The sequence below is a fragment of the Haloarchaeobius pelagicus genome, from assembly GCF_051207375.1.
GTDB lineage: Archaea > Halobacteriota > Halobacteria > Halobacteriales > Natrialbaceae > Haloarchaeobius.
The window spans coordinates 99,805-125,387 of record NZ_JBPJZD010000004.1; the positions used below are offsets into that span (position 1 = coordinate 99,805).

General features: G+C 60.5%; 15 protein-coding genes. 6 read left to right on the plus strand and 9 right to left on the minus strand.

Annotated features, from left to right (window positions below; all coding sequences use genetic code 11):
• Positions 1 to 100: 100 nt before the first annotated feature.
• Both ACSC1S_RS21340 and ACSC1S_RS21345 read right to left on the minus strand, forming a co-directional pair.
• Positions 101 to 1,237: a dipeptidase gene (locus ACSC1S_RS21340; protein WP_435366084.1), complete on the minus strand. Its 1,137-nt coding sequence runs from the start codon at positions 1,235 to 1,237 to the stop codon at positions 101 to 103.
• Positions 1,238 to 1,474: 237 nt separating this feature from the next.
• The gene (locus ACSC1S_RS21345) at positions 1,475 to 3,133 is read right to left on the minus strand and encodes a BCCT family transporter (RefSeq protein WP_435366085.1); all 1,659 of its coding nucleotides are present in this window, start codon (positions 3,131 to 3,133) and stop codon (positions 1,475 to 1,477) included.
• Positions 3,134 to 3,350: 217 nt separating this feature from the next.
• Between ACSC1S_RS21345 and ACSC1S_RS21350 the strand changes: the two genes are divergently transcribed.
• The gene (locus ACSC1S_RS21350) at positions 3,351 to 4,124 is read left to right on the plus strand and encodes an IclR family transcriptional regulator (protein ID WP_435320960.1); all 774 of its coding nucleotides are present in this window, start codon (positions 3,351 to 3,353) and stop codon (positions 4,122 to 4,124) included.
• Between the two features lie 1,039 nt (positions 4,125 to 5,163).
• Positions 5,164 to 5,493, plus strand: coding sequence for a DUF6788 family protein (locus ACSC1S_RS21355; RefSeq protein WP_435366086.1), 330 nt, complete (start codon positions 5,164 to 5,166; stop codon positions 5,491 to 5,493).
• 461 nt (positions 5,494 to 5,954) lie between these two features.
• Here the strand turns inward: ACSC1S_RS21355 and ACSC1S_RS21360 are convergent, their stop codons facing one another.
• Positions 5,955 to 10,160 (minus strand): hypothetical protein, encoded by a 4,206-nt coding sequence (locus ACSC1S_RS21360; protein WP_435366087.1) that lies wholly within the window; start codon positions 10,158 to 10,160, stop codon positions 5,955 to 5,957.
• Between the two features lie 725 nt (positions 10,161 to 10,885).
• On the opposite strand from ACSC1S_RS21360, the gene ACSC1S_RS21365 reads away from it, so the two are divergent.
• From ACSC1S_RS21365 to ACSC1S_RS21375, 3 genes are all read left to right on the plus strand, one after another.
• Entirely contained in the window at positions 10,886 to 11,782 is an 897-nt protein-coding gene (locus ACSC1S_RS21365; protein ID WP_435366088.1) for a ParA family protein, read from the plus strand.
• On the plus strand, positions 11,779 to 12,279 hold the full coding sequence (locus ACSC1S_RS21370) for a DUF7970 domain-containing protein (RefSeq protein ID WP_435366089.1): 501 nt from the start codon (positions 11,779 to 11,781) through the stop codon (positions 12,277 to 12,279). Before ACSC1S_RS21365 ends, ACSC1S_RS21370 begins: the two co-directional genes overlap by 4 nt.
• Positions 12,280 to 13,440: 1,161 nt before the next feature.
• Entirely contained in the window at positions 13,441 to 14,784 is a 1,344-nt protein-coding gene (locus tag ACSC1S_RS21375) for an orc1/cdc6 family replication initiation protein (protein ID WP_435366090.1), read from the plus strand.
• A gap of 468 nt (positions 14,785 to 15,252) precedes the next feature.
• Here ACSC1S_RS21375 and ACSC1S_RS21380 read toward each other — a convergent pair whose 3' ends face one another.
• Positions 15,253 to 15,474, minus strand: coding sequence for a hypothetical protein (locus ACSC1S_RS21380; RefSeq protein WP_435366091.1), 222 nt, complete (start codon positions 15,472 to 15,474; stop codon positions 15,253 to 15,255).
• A gap of 505 nt (positions 15,475 to 15,979) precedes the next feature.
• Between ACSC1S_RS21380 and ACSC1S_RS21385 the strand changes: the two genes are divergently transcribed.
• Positions 15,980 to 19,039: a glycosyl hydrolase gene (locus ACSC1S_RS21385; RefSeq protein ID WP_435366092.1), complete on the plus strand. Its 3,060-nt coding sequence runs from the start codon at positions 15,980 to 15,982 to the stop codon at positions 19,037 to 19,039.
• A 995-nt stretch (positions 19,040 to 20,034) separates the two neighbouring features.
• Here the strand turns inward: ACSC1S_RS21385 and ACSC1S_RS21390 are convergent.
• The 5 genes from ACSC1S_RS21390 to npdG form a co-directional block, all read right to left on the minus strand.
• Complete coding sequence (locus ACSC1S_RS21390; protein WP_435366093.1) at positions 20,035 to 21,987, minus strand: archaea-specific SMC-related protein; 1,953 nt, start codon at positions 21,985 to 21,987, stop codon at positions 20,035 to 20,037.
• 698 nt (positions 21,988 to 22,685) lie between these two features.
• On the minus strand, positions 22,686 to 23,039 hold the full coding sequence (locus ACSC1S_RS21395; protein ID WP_435366094.1) for a type II toxin-antitoxin system PemK/MazF family toxin: 354 nt from the start codon (positions 23,037 to 23,039) through the stop codon (positions 22,686 to 22,688).
• The gene (locus ACSC1S_RS21400) at positions 23,036 to 23,407 is read right to left on the minus strand and encodes a MarR family transcriptional regulator (protein WP_435366095.1); all 372 of its coding nucleotides are present in this window, start codon (positions 23,405 to 23,407) and stop codon (positions 23,036 to 23,038) included. The genes ACSC1S_RS21395 and ACSC1S_RS21400 overlap by 4 nt, the downstream gene beginning before the upstream one ends.
• A gap of 108 nt (positions 23,408 to 23,515) precedes the next feature.
• On the minus strand, positions 23,516 to 23,863 hold the full coding sequence (locus ACSC1S_RS21405) for a Fic family protein (RefSeq protein WP_435366096.1): 348 nt from the start codon (positions 23,861 to 23,863) through the stop codon (positions 23,516 to 23,518).
• A 931-nt stretch (positions 23,864 to 24,794) separates the two neighbouring features.
• Positions 24,795 to 25,463, minus strand: a complete 669-nt coding sequence (gene npdG, locus ACSC1S_RS21410) for an NADPH-dependent F420 reductase (RefSeq protein ID WP_435366097.1) — start codon at positions 25,461 to 25,463, stop codon at positions 24,795 to 24,797.
• Between the last annotated feature and the right edge of the window lie 120 nt (positions 25,464 to 25,583).

Sequence of the window (25,583 nt, forward strand, 5' to 3'; positions counted from 1 at the left end):
TCGCCCCGCTGGAACCGGAGTACGTCCAGTCACCAGAGAAGGAGCGCGACCTGTTGGACTCCGAGCGACTGGTCAGCACTCCCGACCTCGATTCCAGAACCTACCGGGAACGCTCCCAGAACGAGAGGAAGTTCTCGCCGAGGATGCCGTCCAGTTCGGCAGCAGAGAACTGCTCCCCAAGCCGCTCGCGGATGACGGGCCAGTCCTCGTAGGTCTCGAACTCGCCGATACCGGCCGCGATGTTCCGACGTTCGACCTTCTCGCGGTCGAAGCCGAGTTCGACGATGTGGTCCTTGTAGTACTCCAGGAGTTCGCGGGGGAACCGGGAGTCAGCCGGGTAGAAGTCAGTCCCGAGCCCGATGTTGTCGGCTCCCATGATATCGGCCGCATAGGAGAGGTGCTCGACGAAGATGTCCAGCGTCGGTTCGTCGACACCGGGCGCGATGAACCAGGGCAGCGTGACGATGCCCATGTACCCGTCAGCCGCGGCGAGTGCCTCGATCTCCTCGTCCGATTTTCCGCGGTAGTGATGCGAGACAGACTGGCAGGTCGCGTGCGTGACGGCGACCGGCTCGTCGGAGTACTCGATGACGTCGAGCGTCGTCTGCTTCCCGCAGTGCGAGACGTCGACGACACCGCCGAGTTGGTTTATCCGGTCGACGACCGACCGACCGAACTTGGAGAGGCCACCCTCGGCCGGGTCGTTGCAGCCCGTCCCAAGCAGGTTCTGGTAGTTGTACGTGAGCTGGAACAGGCGAACGCCCTCGTTGTAGAGCACGTCGATTCGCTCGATCGACCCGTCGATAGCGCCACCCGCGTTCTGGGTGTTCAACACGATACCGACGTCCCCGTCCGCAGCGACCTGTCGGGCTTCGTCCGGTGTCGTCACCTTGTGCAACCAGTCGGCCGAATCGAATCGGGACTGCCATCGCGAGAGGTCACGACGCTGGCCCGCACGCTCGGAGACGCTCGGGTCGTGGGTCCAGGGTGTGACACTGAGGATGTCGACACCGGCGGTGTCGTAGATCTCCTTCACGGCCGCCCGGAAGTCGGGGTCGGTCTCGAACCGCCGAACTTCGTGGTCCCAGATCGCCTCCCACGACTCTGCCTTGCTCTTCCCGTTGGCGACCATCTCGCGAACGGCCTCGTTCACGTCCTCGGTATCACCGTACGCCCGGATGACCTGCTCCCAGGGCGCAGAGGAGGTGTAGTCGAAGACTGGTGGTTCTGCTGCCATGGTCGTACGTCTGAATCCCACCATATTAATTTTTGGTCCGCCAGCAGCCGGTCGCGACCACCGAACCGTTCGTCGCGGTCACACTATCGAGATATCGGAGAGAACGCGGTGCTGGTTCGCCGAGCGAGTCTGTCGGGGAGCGATACGGAGTCTGTCTGCCCTTCTCCACGGGAGCGACTTCGATATCCGAACCGAACCACCGAACGGGTGAAGCGCTGCCCCGGGCGCAGACGAGCGTCAGTCGTTGTGTGCGCCGACCATGTCGTCGTCGACGCGACGGTTGGCCTGGGTCGACGAGTCAGGGCTACTGAACCACGTCGCTTCGCTGTCGAAGATGAGGCTGTCGTGGTCGCGCCCGAGTTGGCGAAGGAAGACGGCCAGGGACACCACGCAGACGATAGCGAATGGCGCGCCAGTGATGATGACGGACGAGCGCAACGCGCTGGCCCCACCGAGCACGACGAGGATGGACGCGATGAGCCCCTGAAGGACTCCCCAGAAGATGCGGTTGAGGCTGGAGGGGTTCTCCTTCCCGCCGGTGGTCAGCATCGCTACCGCCAGCGTGGACGAGTCCGCCGAGGTCGCGAAGAACGTGACGACCAGCACCAGGAAGATCGGCTGCCAGAGCACCCCGAGCGGGAGCGACCCGAACAGCGCGTAGCCTGCGACACCGTTCCCGTACTCCGAGACTGCGCCGAGGATGTCGGTGACGCCAGCCTGCTGGAGCCACATCGAGGTCCCGCCGACGATGGTGAACCAGACCACCGAGACGAACGTCATCGCGACCAGTGCGGTGAACAACACCTCGCGGATCGTCCGGCCCTTCGAGATGCGGGCGAGGAACAGGCCGACGAACGGTGCCCACGCGATCCACCAGGACCAGTAGAACACGGTCCAGAACGAGCTCCAGCTGGTTCCGCCCTCGACACCGACCCCGGTGAACAGGCTCATCCGGAAGAAGTTCTGGACGTAGGTGCCGATGGCCATCGCCCCCGTGTTCAACACGGCGAGTTCCGAGACGCTGTTCAGGAGGATACCCCCCACGAACGTGGCCGCCAGCAAGAGCCCCATGACGGCGATATTGAAGTCAGAGAGCCGCCGGATACCGCGGTCGACGCCAGCGACGAGTGAGATGGTGAAGATGATCGTGATGCCGGAGATGGCGAGCACGGTCTCCAGATTGCCGAACTGGAACCCCGTCCGATAGGTGATTCCGGTCAGGATCTGGGACGCGATGAATCCCAGCCCCGTCGCGATGCCTCCGAGCGTCGCGACGACGGCCAGAGTGTCCACGGTGCGCCCGACGAAGCCGTTCAGGTTCTCCTGGCCGAGTATCGGCATCAGGACGGTGGACGTTCGGAACGGTGCACCGTGGTTGTAGACGTAGTAGGCGACCGGGATACCTATCGCGAGGTATCCACCCCACGCCGACACTCCATAGTGGAAGATCGCGTACGCGAGTGCGGGCACCATCGCGCTGGTCGTCCCGGACTCCGCGCTCCCAGCGAACTCCGGGGGCACGGAGCTAAAGTGGGTAAGCGCCTCGACAGGCCCGAAGAAAACGATTCCCGCGGACAGTCCCGCGGAGAAGAACATCGCCAGGTACGAGAAGTAGCTGTACTCTGGCTTGCTGTCCCCGAGCTTGATTCGCCCGTAGGGACTGACCATGAGATACACGCAGACGACCAGCATCAGGAGCATCGACAGCAGGTAGAGCCACGCGAGCCCCTCCCCGAACACGCTGAATGCGGTCGTTATCTGGCTCGACACCCACTCGGTCTTCGTAGCTGCCAGTCCGATGAAGACGAACGTGACGAGAGCTCCGAAGACGAACGGGATGGGGTCGATCTCATCCACGAACCGTCTGAACACACCCGGTTCAGTTGACTGTGTCATGATTGACCTCGATTGTTCATGTTTATTCCCAGTATGTAAAGATTTCCCTTATGGCAGCGCATGGCATGGATGTGATGGACGATGCATCCAGCAGAGCGCAGCTCTCGCGCATCCAGATCGATTCGTGAGCCGCATAGCCACAGCGATAGCGAACGACTGTTCTTCGGTGCCGAACAGCAGACCAGGTTTTATGTCGTTAGTCACTGTATTCGACACTATGACCGAAGAACCGGACGAAAAACGCGGGTTAGTCGGTGCAACCGAAACATCGTTCACTATCATCGAATTCTTGCGTGACGAAGGCGGCGCGACGGTGACCGAGCTGGCAGCGAACCTCGACCGGTCCAAGAGCACGGTCCACAACCACCTCACGACGCTCAATCGACTGGGCTACATCGTCAAAGAAGACAACACGTACCACCTCGGCCTCCAGTTCCTCGACCTCGGCGACATCGCTCGAGACCGGTGGAACCTCTATCAGGTCGCAAAGCAGGAGCTAGACGAACTCGTCACAGAGGTTGGTGAACACGGCCAGGTGATGGTCGAGGAGATGGACCGCGGCGTCTACATCTACCAGGCGAAGACCGAACGCGCGGTCCAGACGGACTCGCACATCGGGACGACGGTAGACCTCCACGCGACCGCTGTCGGGAAAGCCTATCTCGCCCACCTCTCCGAAGACCGTCGTGAAGACCTGCTCGACAGACTCGAGCTCTCGGAGCTCACACCCTCGACGTACACCGACAGGGCTGCCCTGGAAGACGAACTCGCCTCGATTCGCGAGCGCGGGTTCGCCTTCAACGATGGCGAACGGTTCGTCGGAATGCGGGCGGTCGGCGCGCCCGTCCTCGGGCCAGACGACCAGGTGCTGGCTGCCATCAGCGTCTCCGGCCCGGCGACCCGAATGCAGGGGGACCGGTATCGAACAGAGATTCCTCAGCTGGTCGCACAGGCTGCCCGAATCATGGGCATCCGGGCGACGTACTCGTAAGCCCTGTCCGCAACAGGTAGTTGTTACACCACTAATTTTGTAACACTGTCGGAACAACGCTCGTCGTCCGGAGTCGACCGCCAGAGTAGTGCTGCGCTTGCAGCTTCGACTCGAGGAGAACCGACACGGATACGAGCTGTCCTTCGGAATCGCAACGACGTTCTCGAAGAGTTCATCGAGATGGGAGATGCGCTCGGTCTGAAAGCGTTGGAGGCCCCTGGTGTCCTCTAGACAGTTGCCTCCGAACGTCGTTTCCAGGGCGGCGGCGCTGTCGACGAACGCCTCGAGACCGAGCACGTCCTCGTCATCGGAGACGATTGCCCGACACGGGGCCGCGAGCCCCGGTGAATACGCCAACGAGAGGCCACGCTGGCTCCGGGTCCATGACCTGCGATGAAGATAACAGCGCACCGCTGTCCGAGACTATTGGAAGCGTGACCCCAGAGACACGACTGGATGCGGTTCGCGGTCCCCAGCGACCGGTCAGATGGGTATCAGCAGCCGATGACGGCCACAGTATGCTATTCACTGACGCATGGGTCCCCCGGTTCGACCTGGTGTTACACTAATAAGGATGTAATTATTTCGTCCGGGTCAGGCCCTGAGACGCTGATTGCGCCGACCCATCACCAGTCAGTTTGTCTTCCCCCAAGGATAGCGTAAGTTCCCGAAGGTCGATCTGCCAGTTCCCCCCTATGCCAGATTCACGCACCGGGCAGAGTTATAAACCGCATGTAGCGATATAATATTCCTTGGTGCTTGAAACAGAGACTGCGCGAGATATCGAGCCCGGTCTGCACCGTGTCGCTGATTCACCGAACGTGACCTGCTACATTCGGGGACGAGAAACGAGCGGGGATACTCATCTCTCGGACTCCGACAGAGTCCTCTCGTGTATCGGGCTTCACATACACACACTTCACTAACGGAACGAGTCTCCGTGTTGGCGTGTCTCGATGGCCCCACGATTACACAGGCCCTTGGGTCGAGTGAGTTTTAACCAACATTTAACAACCTACTCCGGCTACGTAGGTTAAGGATGACCGAACCCGAACAACCCTCGCCGCCAGAAGAAGTCGCCCAGTACGTTATCGACGGGTTGAATCGGCAAGATGCCGATAAACTGCGACGCATCGCGTCCTATTCGAATGCGCTTGCCAACTGGAAGGAGGCAGCGGGCGCAACGGACCAAAGGAACGGGGAAAATGAAGACGACCAGGCAGCTGACCAGGACGACCGCCCGTCAGCCGTCCCAGCGAAAGCGAGCACCGTCGTCAAGAAGATCAACAACAACCGGTACTACTACTGGCAGTGGCGAGACGGGGATAAGATACGGTCAAAGTACAAGGGCCCCGTACGAGACGAATAATCGATATCGCGTATGAGGGTTTATCGGGTTTCGGGGTTTTATAAGTCGTTGCATGAACTCGAACAGTGTCTTATGAGACGGAACGAGCGCAAGTAGGAGTCTCTACCGTCCCAAGCAATCGAGAGTGTACAATCCACCGAAGGTATTCGACGGGCAAAACGACCCCCTGCTGAACTCCACCTTGAGGTCCGCGGAGGTGGAAGGCCATACTCCGGGCGACTTGGATCAATCGGCGCGGGTTCGACGCCGCTGAATATGATTGCCTTCGGGGCTGGTTTCGAGTCTTGGCGACTGGTTGGAGGGTTGTTTGTGGTGTTTGTTACAAACAGTTGTTGCAAACAGACGTAACAAACGTTTGGTCAGTAGGCTTGCTTTTGTTTGGGTCCACCATGTCTCAAAGCGACTCAGTCTCTCATGATGTTCGTCGGTTACTGAATCGGGACCGTTCCAGGCCCGGCACGTCAGTCGTCGGTCGGGTCGGAAGCATCGAAGACGGCTGTTTCGAGGACCTCACCGCCAACTGCCCGGAGTGCCTGACCGAACAGGAAGAGATGGTCCGCCCTGGCGTGGACGTTCTTGGCCCTGAGCGAGTCGGCAGCCCGTGAGAAGGTCCGTACGAGGGCATCGTCGGAAAGGAAGTGACCGTCCTCGCTCGCGGACTCGGCGGACTGGTGTACGGCCCTGACACACGCCTCGACCGCGGCGGAGGGCTGGCCGTTCGTCGTTCCCGTGACGACGATGTCGGCGTAGACACCTTCGAGGAACGCCGCCGGGTCCTCAACGTGGGGCCCCGCAGCGAACGCCCGGAGTTCGGTATCGAGACGGCGACGCCACGCATCGACCCCGTCGTCGACCGCGTGGACGGAGGCACGCGTGTAGACGCCCGCGACGAACGCGGCGGGGTCGTCGGGAGCACAACTGGTTGCAGTCGCATCCAGCTGCTCGGTGAAGACATCCAGCCACTCCTCGGTGTTGGGGTGGTCGCTGTGGCTGTGCCCGACCACGGCGAGTGCCCGGGCGAATATCTGCTCGAGGATGGCGGCCCGCTCGACGCCGACCCAGTCGAAACCGGCGTCCTCGGCGGCTGCGAGGACTTCCGTGACGCCGAATCTGACTTCCTCGAGGTCAGCCTCGACGGCGAGTGCGAGCGCGGTTCCGAACACGGTTCCGACGTAGTCGACGGGGTGCACTGGGTTGTCAGCCGCCGTCGCGGCAGTCTCGATCTGGTCGAGCACCGTCTGTACCAGCCGTTCGTGTGTCAGCTGCCCCATCTCTGTCCGTGTCAGCACCGTTCGCAAGATCGCCCCGTCGGCCCCGGCGAACGCGTCGAACCACTCCGTCTTGGTCGGTCCGTCGACCTCCAGACGGCACGCACGGAGCGAACTGACGAGCGAGGAGAGCCACTTCTGGGAGAGCGTCGCGTTCCCATCAGCGACCCAGTTCACTGCCGCATCACCGAAGACACCACGCAGGAACGCGACCGGGTCGTCTACCAGTTCGACCGTGCCAGCGACCGTCTCGATGCGGTCGGTGAGGTGCTGGTACCAGGTGGTCTCCTGGCGTGGCGAGATACCGGACCCCGACTCAGACCCCCGGTGTGGTGCAGTTTCCGATAGCATCTCGTCGTCGAACCCGGAGACCTGGATTGAGAGCGCTCCACGGTAGACCGCCGCCAAGTAGCGCTCTCGCTCCCGGGGGGCTGTCTCGGCCGCCGCGCCCCGCATCACCGCCGCGTCGTACAGGTCGATCCACTCCCCGAACCGTGGCGACTCGGGGGATGGGAACAGGCCGGTGCCGTAGGGACCGTTCTTGACGCTATCGGGGTGGTCCTGCTCGACACGGGCGAACGCCGCGAGTGCCGTCGCGTGGAGGGTGCCACGGTACTCCCACTCCTCGTCGGCGAGGCCCGACGCCGCGACGGTGTCGACGAAGCGCTCACACACACCGAACAACAGTTCCGCACGGTCGAGGTCGCGATAGCCAACGACGCGCTGGACGGCTTGCCCGTAGACGTCGACCACGAACGCCTGGGGGTCGTCGAGGTCTGCCGTCGTCACTGTTCGACAGAGGTCGTCACCGAGCGCACTCAGCCATGGCTCGATCCGGTCTCTGGGACAGTCGAACTCGAACGCCCAGAACCCGAGGGCGTTGGTGTACGCATACTGGAGCAGGTCCGTTCGGGCATCCTGGCGCTGCACGAACGCGACCGACTCCCTGACCCGTGACCCGAGCGCGTCCACCCAGGTCGGCAGTTCGTCAGGCGGACACGCCGCGCCAGCCACGGCCCCAAGGGCGGCCCCAAAACTGTTCCCGATGACGAACGCCGCGAAGTCGTCGCCGTTGGTCGCAGCCGCCTGCTGGATGAGTGCGGCGACCGGCGCAAGCGCCTCGTCGGCCACTGTGGGGTCGTCGACAGTATCGATGATCCGCCCGCACATCTCGCCGTAGATGCGACAGAGCAGCGTCACCCCCCGGGCCTCGGTTATCACTCCCGCATCGATGGTCCTGTGCAGGACCTGGTCGACACAGGCGAGTGCACTGTGGTTCGGTCCCGTGCCGTCGCCAGGCCACGCGAGCGTCGCCAGGGCGGCCGCGAACGCACCCACGGCCGGCTCTCGGTCACCACCGACCGCATCGACTTCGTGCGGGGCCGCGGTCTCATTCGTGAGGTCGATGGCACAGCCCGCGATGGCCTCGACCCACTCGTCGGTCGTCGGGTTCTCGGTCGCTATCGCTGCCATCGCAGTGCCGTAGACCGCCCCCCGGTAGGTGATGGCCGAGTCAGGATCTCCCCGGTTGTACGCGACACCTGCGACGAGGTCGTCGACGAGTGCGAGCCACTGCGTCGTGGCAGTCGGCTGTGCGGTCTGTCCGACCACATCGACGGCGTCAGCGACGACGCGCCCGACGAACGCCGTATCGAGGTCGCTGTCGGGGATACCAGCGATCGCCGCCAATGTACTCTGGTCCGTGACCGGCTCGACGTCGAGCGTCTGGCGAGACGGGGTCGTGGTCTCCGGCCAGTTCATCGCGGAAAGCAGGGCATCAGCGACCGCCCGGGACGTCCGACCAGACGTTTCCTCGGTCTGGAGCCCCAACTCAGTGCGGTCGCGCCAGGTGGCCACGTCGGGACACCCGGCACGCTCGGCTATCGTGTCGAGTTGGTCACGGCGACCGTCGTCACAGAGCAACACTGCACCGGTACACACCCCCTCGTCGACCCAGTCGACCAGCGCCCGAACGCCCGCGTCACTCACGATTCTGGCGGGGTCGGCACCGTAGGTCGCGAACACGACCACATCCGGCGTGGCGTGGATACCGGCCCTGCTGTGGTCGGGCTGTCTGAGGTCGGGGAGCTTGACTGTCGCACCCCACCCTGTGAGTGCCGTGGCGACACTGGCTGCGAGCCGTCGCTTCCCACTCGCGTTCGGCCCAGAGAGGACGACGAGCCCGCCATCGAGTGCTTCGAGGACGTCGTCGACGCAGACCCCACTGACGCCGTCGTTCGTCTTATTCTCGCCCGCGTCGGGGAACTCCCGACCTGCTGCGGCCGCAGTCAGTTCTGCCGGCCCCTCCCAGTGCCAGGCACCGACGAGCGGGAACGAGCCGTACTCGTCTGGTGTCCACGCGACTGATTCGAGCATTTCGCCAACCGTCGCCATCGTAGTCCCGATCGCGTCGAGGTCCACAGCCGTCGGGAACGCCGAGTCCGCCTCTGTGAGTCGGTCCCGGAGCAGCCCTCTCGGCGTTTCGGCAGCGAACAGTCGCAGGAGGTCGACCGTCCCCGGCGGCACGTCGAGTGCAATCTCCAGTGTCTCGGCGGCCGGCGCGAGTGGCCGGTACCGGACGAACGGTGCGAGCCACTCGGCGTCAGTTTCCAGCGCGACCGCGACCAGCGCCACCGCCGTCCGGACCGCTGGCGAGTCGTCGCTCGGAATCCGACTGGCCAGTCCATCGCGCGGGACGAGTGTCGAGGCGTATTCCAGCAACTCCTCGAGCAGCGGCCCGACCGAAACATCGTTGTCCACCAGTTCTCGTTGCACGTCCGAAGCGGCGAGAACCGCTCTGTCGTCGTATTTCGAGAGGGAGAGAAACGCCGCGGGCGTGACGGTCGTGTCGTACCAGCCCAGTTGGGACCGGAGTGTCGGGTTCTCGTACTCGTAGGCTGGGGTCGTACATCGGTCTCTGACCCGAACCAAGTCGTCCTCTCGCAGTGGGGAAGGACGCTGCGTCGCGATGGTCGCCCGTATCTCGTCGATGGCAGCCGATGACTTCGGCGGCGGTGTCCGAACCACGAGAACGGTGTCGGCCGTCTCGATGAGTGCTGCGGACACGCTACCGTGGTGTTGACACAGCCAGTCGAGGCTCCGTGGCCGAGTCACGAGGACGACCCCACCAGGGCGGTCCGAGAGTGACTTCTCGCCGTACTCGTACGTCGACCAGAATTCGTCGTCAAGGTCGAACACCGCGGCCGCGAAATCGTCGACGACGACGAGTTCGTCGTCACCGTGAGCGGCGATATCGCCCAGTCGACTGACGGACGGGCCGAGCGCTCGAACGTAGTGTGATTTGCCGATAGCGGGGGCACCGAGGACGAGCGTCAGCTCGCCCGGTTCCACCGCATCGGCCAGTTCGCCAGGTTCGACTTCCCGTATCGTATACTCCATGCGTTCACTGCAACTGACCCTGTCGAGAACCGAGACGCGACCCCGCCAGCTGTCTTACTTCGATAATATTCGCCACGAATATAAGGGTTGCTACCACGCGATGCCGGACCAACTGGTCACTGACATACTGACCTGTTCAACAGCTTCTGGCCCACGTCGGCATTCGTCAAGGTCGGTCACGGCACCTGGCACGGACAGTCACCCCGTCGGGGAACAGTCCTGGTCTAAGGAGCAAGGCCAGACAGTCGTTACAAATAGTTGTTTCAAACAGTTGTTTCAAACATATGTTTTAAACAGGTGGTTCGGCCCGTCGGGTCGAGGGAGTAGACCTGAACGCGTCGGGCTTGTAGTGGGAAGATCCCGGATTGTCAAGGATGAAACAACCAAGCGCTACAAACGAGTGTTACAAACAGTTGTTTCAAGTCAGGGCAACCACCTTCGTCGAGGGCTAGGACTGGACGAGATGAGCGAAGAACCATCGATTACAAGTGAGTGTTACAAATGGTGGTTTCAAGTGTTTGATTCGAGGAATCAGAGTTCTTGAACCCCTAAGCGCTAGCGTTGAGGCGGTTAAACGGACCAATCCCCGGAAACAACCACTCATTACAAACAGGCGCTTCAAATGGTTGCTACAATTGTTTGTTTCAATTGTAACATTCAAACGTGTGGTGCAGTTGATTCGTCTGACCAAAACTTATAGTGGAAGTCTACAATGGAAGCAGTATATGCTATCGTACGCGGTATACAGTGAGGCAGGTGGCGTCGGGAAGACGACGCTCACAGCAAACCTGGCAGTCGCCCACGCACGGGCGGGACTCGACGTTCTGGCGATTCCGCTGGACCCCCAGGATGGTGACCTGAGCTATCTATTCGACACCGACCACGACCGGTCCAAGAGCGATGTCGACACGCTCGTCCACCATCTCGTCGGCCGAGGGAAAGGCGATTTCGAGGACCTGATCAAATCCGTCGAACACGGAGTCGACATCATCCCGGAGCACAACCGGCTGGAGGACCTCGGCGAAGCGCTCCGCAAGGAACAGGAGGCACGAAGCGACTTCGGCGAGTCGTTCCCGATGTGGACGCAGCTCCAGCGCGTGCTCCGTGAAGCGGAAGTGCACAAGGACTACGACGTGCTCATCGTCGACCCGCCGGCGAGCTCCGGACCGCATCTCTACAACGCGCTCGACGCGACCCGGAACCTCGTCATTCCCGTCGAACCATCCGGGAAGGGGCAGGCGTCCGTCAACGGTCTCGACGACCTCGTGACGAACCTCGAAGACCAGCTCGAGATCAACATCGGCGTTCTCGCTGCAGTGCCCAACCGATTCAAGGGTACGAAGGACCAGGACGAGATCATCGCGGAGGTCAAAGAACAGGGATTCAACGTTCCCGTCATCTTCCGTGACCGGACCTCGCTCCTGGAGGGATGCTGGCGGCAGAAGTGTAGTGCATTCACGTACGTGCGCGAGCACCGCGACCGCCAACGCGACTACGAAATCGAGACCCTGGCGAAGTTCGACGAGCTGGCTCGGAACCTCGAACAGCAAGGTGGCATCGAGGCACCGAACGCGCCGGAGCCCGGGAGTCTCGAAGACGATGACCTCGAGGTCGAAGCATGACGGGTCTGAAATCAGGGTCCGGGGACGACCTCTGGGGTGATGAACCGGAGGAAGAAGAGTCGGACAGTGATGCTGAAACCGAGTCGGCGGTCGAAGCCGACCACTCGGACGACGCCGGGTCGAGTTCGAACACGTCGACAGGTACGACTGCATCGTCGACGTCGAGTGCTGACTCCGAGTCCTCGTCGTCGTCCACCTCCGAGTCCACGGCATCCTCTACTCAGTCCTCGGCTGGGTCACAGGCCCAGCCCTACATCGTTCGTCGCGCCGTCCAGGACAAGTCGGTCCAGTTCGAGCGGGATGAACGGCTGACGTTCTTCGTCCACGACGACGTCGCTGAGGGCGAGCGAGATCTGCTCATGGAACTCGAATCGAAGCTCGGTCGCGACGTGCCGAAGTTCGACGTTCGCGAGGCGGTGTATCGGGCCGCGCTTCGGAATCGCGAAGATGTCCTCGAGGAACTCCTCGAGATGGGCTACGCACTGGACGAAGAATAACACGACTTCGTGCACCGTTCGGTTTTCTGCATTGCTCGATTGCTCGGCTTCTTGCACCGTTCACCTATTGCCGGGCACGGTTCGTTGGGCACGGTTCGTTGGGCACGATTTGCCGGGTGCGATTCGCTGAGCACGGTTCATTGGGCACGATTCGCTTGGTACGGTTGTGTCGAATCTCCCGTCAGCCGAGGCACGGTACTCCGAGAGCAAGACTGGACAGCTCTCGAGGACACCCACCCACCGTGTGCGAAATGAAATCTGCTCGAAGGTGGGTGGGCGTTGAGACCGGAACTCGACTGTAGACGACCGAAAACCACGGAATCACTGTCCTGAAGACCTCTGAAGACGATTACACCCATTCAGCAAATTGAACTTACATAAAGCAAAGCTTTATATTACTGGTCCTATAACCAAAACCGTACTAGACTATAGCTCGAGAGTATAGAAGGAATCGAAGCGAGAGCAAGCGAGCGACAGTCACAGCTGCGGAGTCACTCTACACGACAAAATTCAGCCCCTTCAGCCCGGTTACCGCCTAATCCAGTGTTTCTCGACTCGGCACACTGCCACCCGCCTACACAGGATTTCATTTCGCACACGGGGGGTGGGGGTTACGACTACACCAGCGAATTCGACTACGGTCGAGCAAATACGACTATGTTCGCGAATCCTCCGACGACTGAAACGATTTCGATGATACAACCACCGGGGACCCACTTGGACCAGACGTCCTCCTCACCGATCTCATGAGCCAGTCGATTTGCAGCAATCCAGTTTCAACCCCGCTCATCGTCTTTCGAGCAGTCCCTTTTCCCGCCACCCTCGCCTCCGGACGGGTTACAAGAGAGGGTCAGGGACAAGAGAACGTCAGGTGGGTCACGCTGGAGGTTTTCATTTCGCAGGTGGTGTCTACCAGCACCAGCGAGTGTCTGCCAGCACCGACGGACTCTGCCAGCACCAACCGACCACATTAACGACTGTGGATACAGGCAAATTTCATTTCGCACACGGGGGGTGCGCTACCGGATTTGATTTTGCCCACGGTCCGAGACGCACTCTAATAAGCCGCCTTCTCACGGCCGCTATCTCGAGAATATCACTGATTTAATATCGCACGCGGCATCCCTCAGTTATTTATGCAATGAGGGATATTCGAGTATCATGACCGACGGTGACGAACAGCAATCCCTCTCGCAATCCATCAAAAGTCGCCTGCAAGATGGCGCACAGAACTCCGTGTTCAGGGACAAGGGGTTGCTGGACCCTGATGCCGTCATCGACGAGGACCGGATCGTCGGACGCGACCAGCAGCTCGACGATATCATCACGTATCTCCGTCCGACCCTCCAGGGGAACCGACCCCCCAATATGCTCCTGTACGGTCCATCGGGGACCGGTAAATCGCTCATCATCAATGCAGTGTGCCAGCAGGTTGCCGAGCTTGCCGAGGCACAGGGTGACCGCTTCGGCGTCATCCAGATAAACTGCCAGACGATAAAGTCACACGACCGTGCTGTGTACCGACTCGTCGAGAGTGCAGCCGGGTCGGCTGGCGTCACACCAGACGTCCCCCAGAGCGGCATCTCGACCGACCAGAAACTCCGGCGGCTCTTCGAGATCCTGAGCGAGCACTTCGATTCCGTCATCATCATCCTCGACGAGGTAGACCTGCTCGTCGGTCGCCAGCGGAACCCGAACGACGAACCGGCGTATTCGAAGTTGCTCTACCAGCTCTCGCGGGCGTCGCAACTGGGTCGCATCGAGGGCCACGTCTCAGTCGCTGCGCTCACCAACGACCCCCGGTTCATGGAAGACCTCGACGGGCGAGCGGAGAGCTCGTTCAATCCACAGGACATCGTCTTCTCTGATTACGACGCGAACCAGCTCCAATCGATTCTGGAACGACGTCAGGACGCGTTCCAGGATGGGGTTCTGGAGGACGGTATCATCCCGTTGAGCGCGGCGTTCGCGGCGCAGGACCATGGTGACGCCCGCAAGGCTATCGACCTGTTCCGGAAAGCGGGTGAGATCGCCGAGCGGAACGACGAGGAGATGGTTCGAGAATCGCACGTCCGCGATGCCCAGAAGGAGGCCGAGCGCGACCGTACCCTTACGCAGATGCAGGGTCTCTCGACCCAGAAGAAGCTCTCGCTGTACGCGACGGCGGTCGTCTCGGTGTATTCGAAACGGAACCTGGACGCGATTCCGAACACCGTGGCATACCAGGTCTACCAGTATATCACCGACCTGATCGACACCGACGCGAAATCTCGCGATTCGTACCTCCGATACATGAGCGAGGCAGAGACGTACAACTTCGTCACGTCCGAGAAGCGTGGGCGAGGGTACGGAAGTGGTGTCCACAAGGAGTACACGTTCGTCGATGACCCTGCGGTCGTCGTCGAGACGCTTCAGTCGGATGTTCGCCTCGAGGAAGTCGAGCAGGATGAGACACTCATCAGGTCTGTGGTCAACGCCCAGGTCGAGGATTTCTTCAGCGACTGAACTCGGATTTTTCGACGCGGATATTCATTTCGCACACGGTGTGTGTTCGCCACAGCGGAACCAGGTTCCGGTCTTCGCGACGTACAGATTCATTTCGCACATGGTGTCTGTAGCCACTCAGCCGGGAACATTCGGACGACAGTCGGCAGCATCGATGCTGTGATTTCATTTCGCACACGGGGGGAGACCGTCGTTCGAGCCGTCCAGAGTAACGTATACTCGCCTGAGATGCTGATATCTCTGATTCTGGGGACACTCGTTCGGCATAGGGGAACCCCATCGTCCCTCAGGATGACCGTGAGTCGATTTTCATTTCGCACACGGGGTGTGTCAGGCGTGATCGGGTGGCCTGCCGCAATTCAAATCGCACACGGTGTCTCGTTCCTGAGTCGCGAACATACCTGTCTGTCTAAAATCTACGGGCAAGGAACCACTCGAACAACCGGGGAAAGACGGGGAGCGATTCAGTCAGTCTGTGATTCGGATTTCGGAGTTCACGCGATAGATGTACCCACGCATCTCCAGTACCTCCAGCGCCTCGCGAGCGTCGGCTCGTGTGAACCCTCTGTTCAGGAGCGCGTCTTTCGCGGTTGTCTCGTCGATGCCGGGCTCGGGTGGGGAGATCGTTCCGGCAAGGACGTCGAGGCAGTCCTCGGCGTACGGTGGAATCGGCGTCGGTTCACCTTGCATGGGTCCAGTTCATTTTGTGTTATTCGTTCGAGTCAAATAGAACTATCCCCTATCTGAGACAGGAAGTGGTGGCCCGATGGCCTGCCTGTTGATGCACAGTACGTGCGTCGTCTGGTTGCTCACCATGACGTGCGGGGACCAGCTCGAATAGCAAATCGACAGTGGTGGAGACCCTCGCAGGCCAGTAAATAAATCAGTACTCGGTTTAGTATAGTGAATTTTTACAATTAAACTCTGTTTTCGGACCCATTTGGAGCTATCTATTAGAATTACTTAGCATATAAAATTAGTACTCTATTTATTTTCTCGCAGAAACCGTTCCGCAACGGGGAAGTGATTTATTTACTCGAGAACCAAATAATTTATTACACTCGGTTTTGACTGTGACGACTAGGCAGTCACGTGGTAGCATGACCCATCAGTAGTCACAGCGCAGAGAGCGCAGGTAGCGAGATGACGCGGCGTGACTGGCACCCCCTGTACGGGGTCGGACACAGACACAGCCATGACCGAGCACCACCGGCAATCGGACGACAGTACAGACGGCACACTACCACTGGACCGGCGAGAGTTCGCCAAATCGATCGGCGTTCTCTGCGGGCTTTCGGGCGGCCTCTTCGGCGCAACTGGCACAGCTGCTGCAGCCACTAACGTCAGCGTCGGGAACGGCAGCTACACAACCACCCTCCCGACAGGAGAAGGCTCTCTCCCGGACAGCGCCTACACAACGTCGAGCGTCACCACTCCCATACCGACCAACGAGTGGTGGAGTTCCCTCCTCTGGAAACAGCACTCCCAGCCGATCTTCGCGCACCCGGTGTCGATGCAGTTCACCGACGCCGGGCTCGACGTCTGGCACCCCACGGATTGGACCTTCAGCGACGGGTACCATCCCGACAGCATCGCCATGATGGACCAGACGACCGACTTCACCATCGGACACACCGCCACGTCCTCGTTCGGGGACAGCCGCTGTGACGGCTTCGGTGACTGGCACACCGTCGGGAAGTTCGGCGACGGGACGTCGACGACCCTCAGAACGACGGTCGCCCAGGGGTCACCGTACGTCTTCTGCGAGTACGAAGGCGGGGACGCCAAACTGAGTTTCTCCTCGGCCCCGACGGTCTTCGCTGATAACGGCAACGTTCTCGGCATCGAGATCAACGGCCACGCGTACGGGCTGTACGCGCCGGCGAACGCGACATGGTCCGGCAAGGGGACGACCGAGCTGACGAGCGCGCTCGATGGGCAGGGCTACCTGACCGTCGGCGTTCTTCCGGAGGCAACGTCCACGGCTCTGGCCGACCTCGAAGCCTACGCGTACAACTTCATCGACGACACCACCGTCTCCTGGACGTACGACGAAGCCAGCGGCGACGTCACGACCACCTTCGACTACACGCTCACCCAGCAGTCCGAGAGTGCCACGACCGGCACCTTCTGCGGGCTCTTCCCGCACCAGCACAAGTACAGCAGTGCCACGTTCACGGGCTACACCTACACGAGCGCCCGCGGCACGATGAAGACCATCGAGGGAGCCGCCTCGTTCCAGACCACCTACACCTTCCCCGGCGTCCTGCCGTTCCTCCCCGACGAGGGGACCTACGACAAGGCCGAACTCGCGAGCTACGTCGACGAGGAGGAGGCGAACGACACCCTCATCGAGACCGGGCCGGAACGGCCGGGCGACGGCACGTACTGGACCGGGAAGAACTACGGTCGACTCTCCGAACTCATCCCCATCGCCGAGCAGGTGGGCGATTCGGCGGCAGTCGACTACTTCCTCAACGGAGACAACAACACCGTCGGGATGCGCGACGACATCGAGACCTGGCTCGACGCCAGCCAGTCCGGGTCGACCCGTTCCGAGGACGTGTTCTACTTCGACGACACCTGGGGAACGCTCGTCGGGTACAACGACTCGTTCGGCTCTGGCGAGTCCCTGAACGACCACCACTTCCACTACGGCTACTACGTGCGTGGAGCTGCCGAGGTCGCTCGCCACGATTCGACCTGGGCCAGTGACTCGAACTGGGGCGGGATGGTCCGGCTCCTCATCACCGACTACGCGAACTGGAAACGCCCGGACCGGACGAACTCCGTCGACCCGGTCAACAACCCACACGACTCCTTCCCGTTCCTCCGGAACTTCAGTCCGTTCGAGGGACACTCCTGGGCGTCCGGCAGCGGCGACTACGACCAGGGCAACAACCAGGAGTCCTCCTCGGAGGCCATCAACGCCTACACGTCGATGCTGCTCTGGGCGGAGTACACCGGTGACACCGCGATGCGCGATGCCGCCGTCTACCTCTACACCACGGAGGTCCACGCCATCAAGGAGTACTGGTACGACGAGGACGGCACGAACCTCCCGTCCAACTGGCCGTACGATTACGCGGGGATGGTCTGGAGTAACGGCGTGAAGTACGACACCTGGTGGACCGGCGACGTCGAGGCCATCCACGGCATCAACCAGCTCCCCGTCACCGCAGCGAGATCGTATCTCGGCTGGGACACGGACGCCGCCGCGGCGAACTACAACGAACTGGTGGCGAACGATGCCGACGGTGACGCCTTCCAGTACTGGCCGGACGTCATGTGGATGTACCGCGCCCTCTCGGACGTGTCCGACGCGAAGTCGATGTGGACGGCGAACAAGGACAGCTACCCCGTCGAGTTCGGCGAGAGCCGCGCCCACACCTACCACTGGATCTACAACATCGACGGGATGGGGACCGCCGACCCGTCGATTACAGCCGACCACGCTCTCGCGTCGGTCTACAACGACGGGAGTGCCAAGACCCACGTCGCATACAACCCCACGGGCAGCACCATCACGGTGAACTTCTCGGATGGGGTCTCGCTGGACGTGCCCGCCAACTCCATGGCGACCGACTCGTCCAGTTCGAGCGATTCCGCGCCGACGGTCGACAGCCTCTCCGCAAGCGAGGTCGAGACCAGTTCCTCGGACGCCGCCTTCGACGTGTCGTGGGCCGTGAGCGACACCGACGGCAACCTCACCGCTGTCGACCTCACCCTCGTCGACGACAGCGACGGCGCCACCGAGGACACGGCCTCCATCAGCGTCAGCGGCAGCGACGCAAGCGGCACCACTCGCTTGATCGCAGCTGGCGACGACGGCTCCGGCAACTCCTACACCGTCGAGTGCACCGTCACGGACGGCGGGAGCAACACCGATTCGGCGACCACCAGCGTCAGTGAAAGCGAGAGCTCGAGCGGCGGGAGCGCCCCGACGGTCGACAGCCTGACCCTGGACGAACGCCTCAACAACAGGCCGCACGCCGACTTCGACGTGTCCTGGGCGGTCTCGGACAGTGACGGAGACCTCTCGCAGGTCGACCTCACGCTAACCGACACGGACGACGGGCAGGTCGAGGACACCGCGACCATTTCGGTCAGCGGGGGCTCCGCCTCGAACACGACCTCGATGTCCGCAAAGAAATCAGACGGCGACGGCCACACCTACGAAGTGGCAGCCGTCGTCACCGACGCGAGCGGGAACACGAACTCCGCGACGGCGACCGAAGTCGAAAACGGGAGCTGATTCCGGAGACAGCACCTGTCGCAGCCACTCACTGCCCCGCAGCCGAATTTTTTGGTCGATGCCCCCGTCCTCGGGAGATAAGATTCGAACGCAATCGTGACCTCCTGAGACGTGAGTACGGCAACGTAACCGCGGTCACCGTGAGCCACAGCGCGCTCGCTGCGTGCTCGACGGGCGAAATATTCCGAGTATCACGGCCACTCCGGTGTCAGATGTGAGTCCGTACACGGCCCCATAACCTATCATAAAATGCGATAGTTCACTCGTCACAACATTGTTTTGTACCGCTCCAAAAAGAGTTTCTGGGGTAGATGACTCGATTGCTGTCCTGTGGTTTCCTCGGAATATATTTTCCATCAGCTATTACCGAATACTCGATGGGTCTGTGGTGTTCTCATCGTGGATGTGCGGTACAGAGAGCGGTATTCGTGTGCTCACAAGGAAGGAACGAGACTGTCCGGGGTCGCCGCGGTTCGGCGAAAGACGACGTTCACACGCAGTCGGACTCGACGGCCCAGTTCTGGTGTATTACAGATATATTTTTGTAACAGCGCGACTCTCGCGCTGTCTGACCCACCGTGATGGCGCATCGAGATCGAGACGAATCGTCGAATCGCCGGGAGGGATTACTGCAAAGTCCGCAGTAGCAGGCATTAACCAACATCGAATCAGAGTGTGTAATCTGTTGGTTAAATACGCGTAGATTCCGTGAATAAACAAGTGTACTATTCCAGCACAAATTCGCGTCACGCTCTGCCCACGCAGACGCAACAACCGATTCTACTGGTACATACCGTTCGATACTGCTTCGCAATAGGACTCAGCGTGCTCGATGGAGCCTGTAATCTAATTACGGATATTTGAGAAGAACGGTCGTGATGTTTCGATGACCGAGTCGGCAGAACCGATGGAAGCTCGACCGGTCTCCTCACTCTCTCACTGTCGAATCGAAACGGACAACGACGGCTCGAAACAGAAAACGGAAAACGGCGTGCCTATATCTGGCTGATTCGCGGGTGAGACTCCTCGACTGCGTCGGCGTCCTCGGGGAGGAGTGCGGCGACGAGGAAGTCCGGGTAGTCCTTGAAGTACTCGACGAGCCGGCCGATACGGTCGGAGTCGATCGCTTCGAGGGAGTCCAGGAGCATGAACGGCACCTCTTCGTACACCTCGTGGACGAGGTAGCCCGCGAGGGCGAACACCAGCCCGGTCACCTCGCGTTCGCTCTCGGAGAGGTGGGAGATGGTGTCCTCGTAGGCCGTCCCAGACTCGGATTCGCGGATGATGTGGAGGGTGAAGTCCTTCTTCGTCACCTTCCGGCGACCTTCCCGCTCCTGGTGTTCGCTGCGTTCGATCCAGATGCGCGCGATGTTCTCGTACTCGAGCGCGTCGAGGACGGTCTCCATGTGGTGGTTGAACGACTCGACGGCGTCCTCTTCGATCTGGTCGATGCGAGTCCGCAGGTCCTCGAGTTCGGCGTTGATCTCCTCACGCTCGGCTTCGAGTTCGTCCCGGGAGTCGACCTCCTCGTCGATGTCCTCGATCTTCTGGTCCAGCTGGTTGCGCTGGCGCTTGAGCTGGTTCAGTTCGACTTCGAGCTGGCTCGCCTCCTTGTGGAGGCTGAGGATGGTGTCGTCCTTCTGGGTCTGCAGGGACTCGACCTCGTCCTCGATATCCCCGAGCTCGGACTCGAGTTCCTCTTGCTGGCTCTCGAGACGCTCGATGTTGTCCTCACGGGAGTCGATCTGGTCTTCCGTCCGTTCGAGGCGCTGGTGGACCTGCTTTCGCTGGCGTTCTTTCTCCTGGTAGGTGATTCGCTCGTCCTCGAGTTCGTCGATCTCATCATCGATAGAGCGCGTCGCGCTCATCTTCTCCTTGCGGAGCTCCTTGAGCCGGTCGATGGTCGCCTCGATGTCCTCACGGTCGACCTCGTGGCCGCAGGTCCAGCAGACAACCTGCTCGGAATCGTCGAGCAGTTTGTCGGTGACAGGGCCGTCGCTCCCCTGACTCTCGGTGAGTGCGTTCAGGATGTCCGAGCTGGCCCCATCGAGGTTGTCCTCGTTGAACTGGATGATCTGCTGGAGCGTGCTCACTTCGGACTGGATGTTCTGTTTCTGCTTGCGCAGCTGGTCGATTTCAGAGTCGATTTCGCTTATCTTCCCGGTCGGCTTGTCCGGGAGCTCCTCGACGTCGCCTTCGAGTTCTTCGCGCTCTTCGTAGAGTGCTTCGAGGCTCTGGCGCTGGACGTCGAGCTCCTGGCGACAATCGTTGAGCTCGGAACGAACGTCACTGAGTTCGTCCATCTTCGCTTCCAGCGCTTCTTTCTCCTCTTTGGACTCGTCGACGTCCGCGTCGGCGTCCTCTATCTCTTCGCGCTTCGCTTCCAGCTCTTCGCGCTTCTCCTCGATGTCGTCCTCGAGGTCCGCACGCTGCTGTTCGAGTTCTGGGAGGCGCTGTTTGAGCTGGGAGAGTTCCTCGAGGCGCTGGTCGATCTGGACCTTCTCGTCTTCGAGCGTCGAGATCTCGTTCTGGATCGCGTCCGTGTCGACCGGCCGCATGATGAGGTCGTAGAGGTTCTGCTCGGTCAGGACGGCCTGTCGGGTCTCGTTGGTTGCGAGCAGGAACGCGAAGAGGTCCGCGAGTTCGGCGTCGTCGAGGTACGGGTCACCCTCGCTCCGTACCGTGCCGTTCTCACGGGTGAACTTACGGGTGTACGTTTCGTCACCGATGACGAGTTCGACGAAGCCCTCTTCGGCGTCCGACTTCAGCGAGACGTCATCGCTCCCGAGGACGGCCATTATCGACCGGAGAAGCGAAGTCCGGTTCGTGGCATTTCGCCCGGAGAGGATGTTGACACCGTCGTTGAAGTCGACGCTCGTCTCGGTGATACCACCGATATTCCGTACGTTGAGACGGACTGTCTGCGTGGACTGTGAGACTTGTTCCATATCAGTGTCGTACTTACCACGCACATTTATAACCTTTGGCCGTCTGCCCCTCGTTGTTACGTAGATATGTATGTAACAGGATGGCGCACAGACATTGGGTCATTCGCGATGGCTCGTGGTTCTGGTGGGGAGTGTGGCTATCGAGGAGATATTCCCTGGAGGCACGCTAGGGGCATCGCGAACTCGGTCGGCAGTGATGGCTGTCTCATCTCTCTGTGGCGAACGAGTCCCACCACGCAACGAGATTGAATCGGATGTGGAGCGTTCTGCACGCTCTCGACCGACGTGCCCCGAGCTCTCACCCTCGCCACGGCGGTCTTTCTCTTGGTTCTGCAGGTACGGCCGGCCGTCTCGTCGAGCAGTGTCGACAGCGCTCGGTCAGTATCGACTAGCTCGTCGTGTTCTTGCAAGCCCGCCTTCGACGGCTCTCCCCCGGGGAAAGCGGCTTCTCGAGGCTGTTGTCGCTTCCGTGCGTCCCCGACAGCGTCGGGGTGGCCAAATGTGGTCATGATTATTCGGTTAATCACGACCACCCACTATTTCGACTGTTTCGCCCGAATTCCAGTGTTTCAGCCCCTGAGGACAACATCCTCGATGTTGTAAACCTCATAATGCTATATCAAATTCCGAAGGGCCGGAAGTTGAGACTACGGTCTTGGGAAGCTATAATCCGAGGAAGTGTGGGTACTCGAAAGTGGCTACCGTAGTTCTTCAACGAGAGCAGTAGTCGCGGTATCGACGATCTCATCCGCCAGACGACCCTGCCAGAAATCGATGTCTTCGTAACCGATGGATTGCACACCCCAGGGGACGATCCGACTCTCGTCTGGCGTTCCGCCACGAAGCCAACTCCCTTCGGGGATTTCGATGAGCCCATCCATCCACGATTTCGACGTCAAGGTCAGCGCGATGTACTGCTCGCCGTGAAACGGTCGTCCCTCGTGGTTCGTGAGGATGAGCCAGGGACGAGCGTCCTCCTCACCCTTGAACGGGTCATCGCCGTAGACGACGTCGCCTCGCTCGAAAATTGGAATGGCTTCGTCGTCAGTCACTGTTCGTTCTCCACACTCGGATGGGACTCGCCGGGAGCATGCTCGCGCCAGGATTCCTTATCCTCTGTGCCGAGTTGCTCGTTGAACAGGGCAGTTGCTCGCTCGTAGCCGCTGTATCCTTCGAGCCGGTCGGTCTCGTCGGTTATTGCCCAGTATGTCGCCTTGTGCTCGACGAGGCCGCGGTCCTTCAGTCGCGAGAGCGCGGTGCTGACCGCCCCCTCTTCGATGCCGGTCTGAGAGGCGATTTCGCGCGCCTTGAACGCCCGGTCCTCATTAGCGACGAGAAACCCGAGAACCTGATCAGGGACGGAGAGGTCAGCGAGTTCCTCCTCGCTCGTGTTCTCGAAGGTATCTCGATCGATGGACATCGTTGAATGGGGGTACGTCGCCAATCGTAATGAGTGTTAGGCTTGAAAGCCACGAAAATGTTGAAAACATCGATAGTGAGGGTCGGCAAGTAGTAATCACGTTCTCTCTCAGGGAGATTCGACGAGGGCGAGGATATCCGGTGCTTTGAAAACTCTGTTCCGCTCTTTGCCGGTCAATTCCACGATGATACCTTCCTCGCTGAGTTTCTCGATCGCGTCGTAGACCGCCTGTCGCGAGCGTCCGGTCGCGTCGATGGCACGTGGGGCCTGAAGATACAGCTCTTCGAACAGATGGTCGATAACATCTCGGACTGCTGGACTGTTCGGGAAGCGGCTCCGGTAGTCGGACCGGAGCGAGACGAGTTCGATGCCACACTGGTAGGCATCGATAGCCTGCTCGGCTATCGCGTTCAGGACGAACGTGATCCACGACTCCCACTCACCGTGTTGACTCACGGCGATAATACGGTTCTCGTTCTCGATGTCGGTGTGTGAGCTCCGGTGGGAGGCTGGCAGCCCGATAGCACGGGATTCCCCCGTTGGGTTCGATTCATGCCGCCCCGTCTTCGAGATCGCCAGGGTCCATTTGACTACACAACTGTTTCTCACCGGCCTAAATCTGACAACTGCCGTTTCAGCAGATTAGTGGCCAAGGAACAGGCTCGTTAATCAATCTGGTCCGAATCGGATTGATTCATTCGCACGTCTCGTGGCCAGTGGTCGATATCGATTCGGCGAATCCGATACAGCCATAACTTCGGTCGAAACTGCTGTCGAGAGTTGGTACTTTCGACCACACAGGCTAGATGACCTACGGGAGATTCATCATCGAGATACGTATATCTAGATTCTATAGTTTCGTAGTCAGAGAGCGTCATCGTCGTTTCAACCGGCAGGACAGTGAGCCGGCCCCGTTTCATATTGTGTTGGCTGCCAGATCCTCGGCACATACCGGTTGCGTCGATCGTCTACCCCTCGTCGGTATACCGCCACTCCTCCGAAAACCGCAACTAGGAGCGCCAGAGCCACACTTCATGGGGCTGGATGCCCGCCCATCCGGTCGTCGAATCAGTGATTCCAGCCAACACCAGACCGAGCGGGCGACGACTCAAGGCATCCTCGTGTAGCACGCACAGTATCCTCTGCTGGGCTGGAACGAGCTCGCTGTCGGCGGTTTTGAACACGCGACACGAGCCGTTCAGTGAAGCGGGTGGGGGTGCTAGGCACAGACCCGTCTCCCTCCATCCTAAGATATCTAGTACTATCTATAGTTCTTTACTCGTACTATTTCCTGAACACGTCCAAGAACGCCGTGGCCAGTGAACGCACTGGCACTGTGTCCCACCTCGTTTCGTTCAGCAACACCTCTCGTCTGACGGGGGAAGGCTCACTGGAATTTCACGCCGACGTGCTCGAGGTCTGCATTGTTCTTCGCGATGTTGATGACCAGGGGAGTCACGCTCTCCACTTCTGGTGCGTTCGCGAGTGGCCCGGCATCGAGGGCGCGGAGCCCGTCGATCTCGTTCGCGAGGGCTATCACCGTGGCCTTGGCATCGTCGTCGTCTCCGACGACGAGCGTATCGATGTCGAGCACGATATCCAGGTCTGCAAGGCGGCCGGCCGAGAGATTGTGGAACGCCCCGGTAACGGTGATATCTTCGGAGACGCGCTCAGCGATGAGTTCGGTGACGCTCCCGACGTCGGGTGGGTGGTAGTGTAACCCATCTTCGTCACCACGCATTCCGACTGCAGGACTGACGACGATCTGCTCTTCACCGAGCTGGTCGGCAATAGAATCGACGGTGTCGCCCACGTAGTACGGCGGCACAGCGAGGATGACCACGTCAGCGTCGGTCACCGCGTCGGCGTTCGCACAGCCGGTGAACGATGCGTCGATACCCCGTGCCGCGAGCGACGATTCGTACTCGGTTGCTGCATCGACTCCTTTCTCTGCCTCACGAGAACCGATGACGACAGTGTGGTCGGTGTCCGCTGCAATCCGGAGCGCGAGACCTTCACCGATGTCTCCAGTCCCGCCTAGTATCGCGATTCGCATACTCGGTGTGTCGGGACAAGAGGAGTAAATAGTTCCCGGTTACGGTGATATCCACCACAGGCCCCTCACTCCACCCGAACACGCGACGTGAGCGCTACGAAAGATGTGATTGTCAACTTC

Excerpts from the sequence above, each read along its gene's own strand:
- ACSC1S_RS21340 (WP_435366084.1), bottom strand. The coding sequence starts at position 1,237 with ATGGCAGCAGAACCACCAGTCTTCGACTACACCTCCTCTGCGCCCTGG.
- ACSC1S_RS21365 (WP_435366088.1), top strand. The coding sequence starts at position 10,886 with ATGCTATCGTACGCGGTATACAGTGAGGCAGGTGGCGTCGGGAAGACG.
- ACSC1S_RS21400 (WP_435366095.1), bottom strand. The coding sequence starts at position 23,407 with ATGTCCATCGATCGAGATACCTTCGAGAACACGAGCGAGGAGGAACTC.
- ACSC1S_RS21360 (WP_435366087.1), bottom strand. The coding sequence starts at position 10,160 with ATGGAGTATACGATACGGGAAGTCGAACCTGGCGAACTGGCCGATGCG.
- ACSC1S_RS21370 (WP_435366089.1), top strand. The coding sequence starts at position 11,779 with ATGACGGGTCTGAAATCAGGGTCCGGGGACGACCTCTGGGGTGATGAA.
- ACSC1S_RS21350 (WP_435320960.1), top strand. The coding sequence starts at position 3,351 with ATGACCGAAGAACCGGACGAAAAACGCGGGTTAGTCGGTGCAACCGAA.
- ACSC1S_RS21380 (WP_435366091.1), bottom strand. The coding sequence starts at position 15,474 with ATGCAAGGTGAACCGACGCCGATTCCACCGTACGCCGAGGACTGCCTC.
- ACSC1S_RS21375 (WP_435366090.1), top strand. The coding sequence starts at position 13,441 with ATGACCGACGGTGACGAACAGCAATCCCTCTCGCAATCCATCAAAAGT.
- ACSC1S_RS21390 (WP_435366093.1), bottom strand. The coding sequence starts at position 21,987 with ATGGAACAAGTCTCACAGTCCACGCAGACAGTCCGTCTCAACGTACGG.
- npdG (WP_435366097.1), bottom strand. The coding sequence starts at position 25,463 with ATGCGAATCGCGATACTAGGCGGGACTGGAGACATCGGTGAAGGTCTC.
- ACSC1S_RS21345 (WP_435366085.1), bottom strand. The coding sequence starts at position 3,133 with ATGACACAGTCAACTGAACCGGGTGTGTTCAGACGGTTCGTGGATGAG.
- ACSC1S_RS21355 (WP_435366086.1), top strand. The coding sequence starts at position 5,164 with ATGACCGAACCCGAACAACCCTCGCCGCCAGAAGAAGTCGCCCAGTAC.
- ACSC1S_RS21385 (WP_435366092.1), top strand. The coding sequence starts at position 15,980 with ATGACCGAGCACCACCGGCAATCGGACGACAGTACAGACGGCACACTA.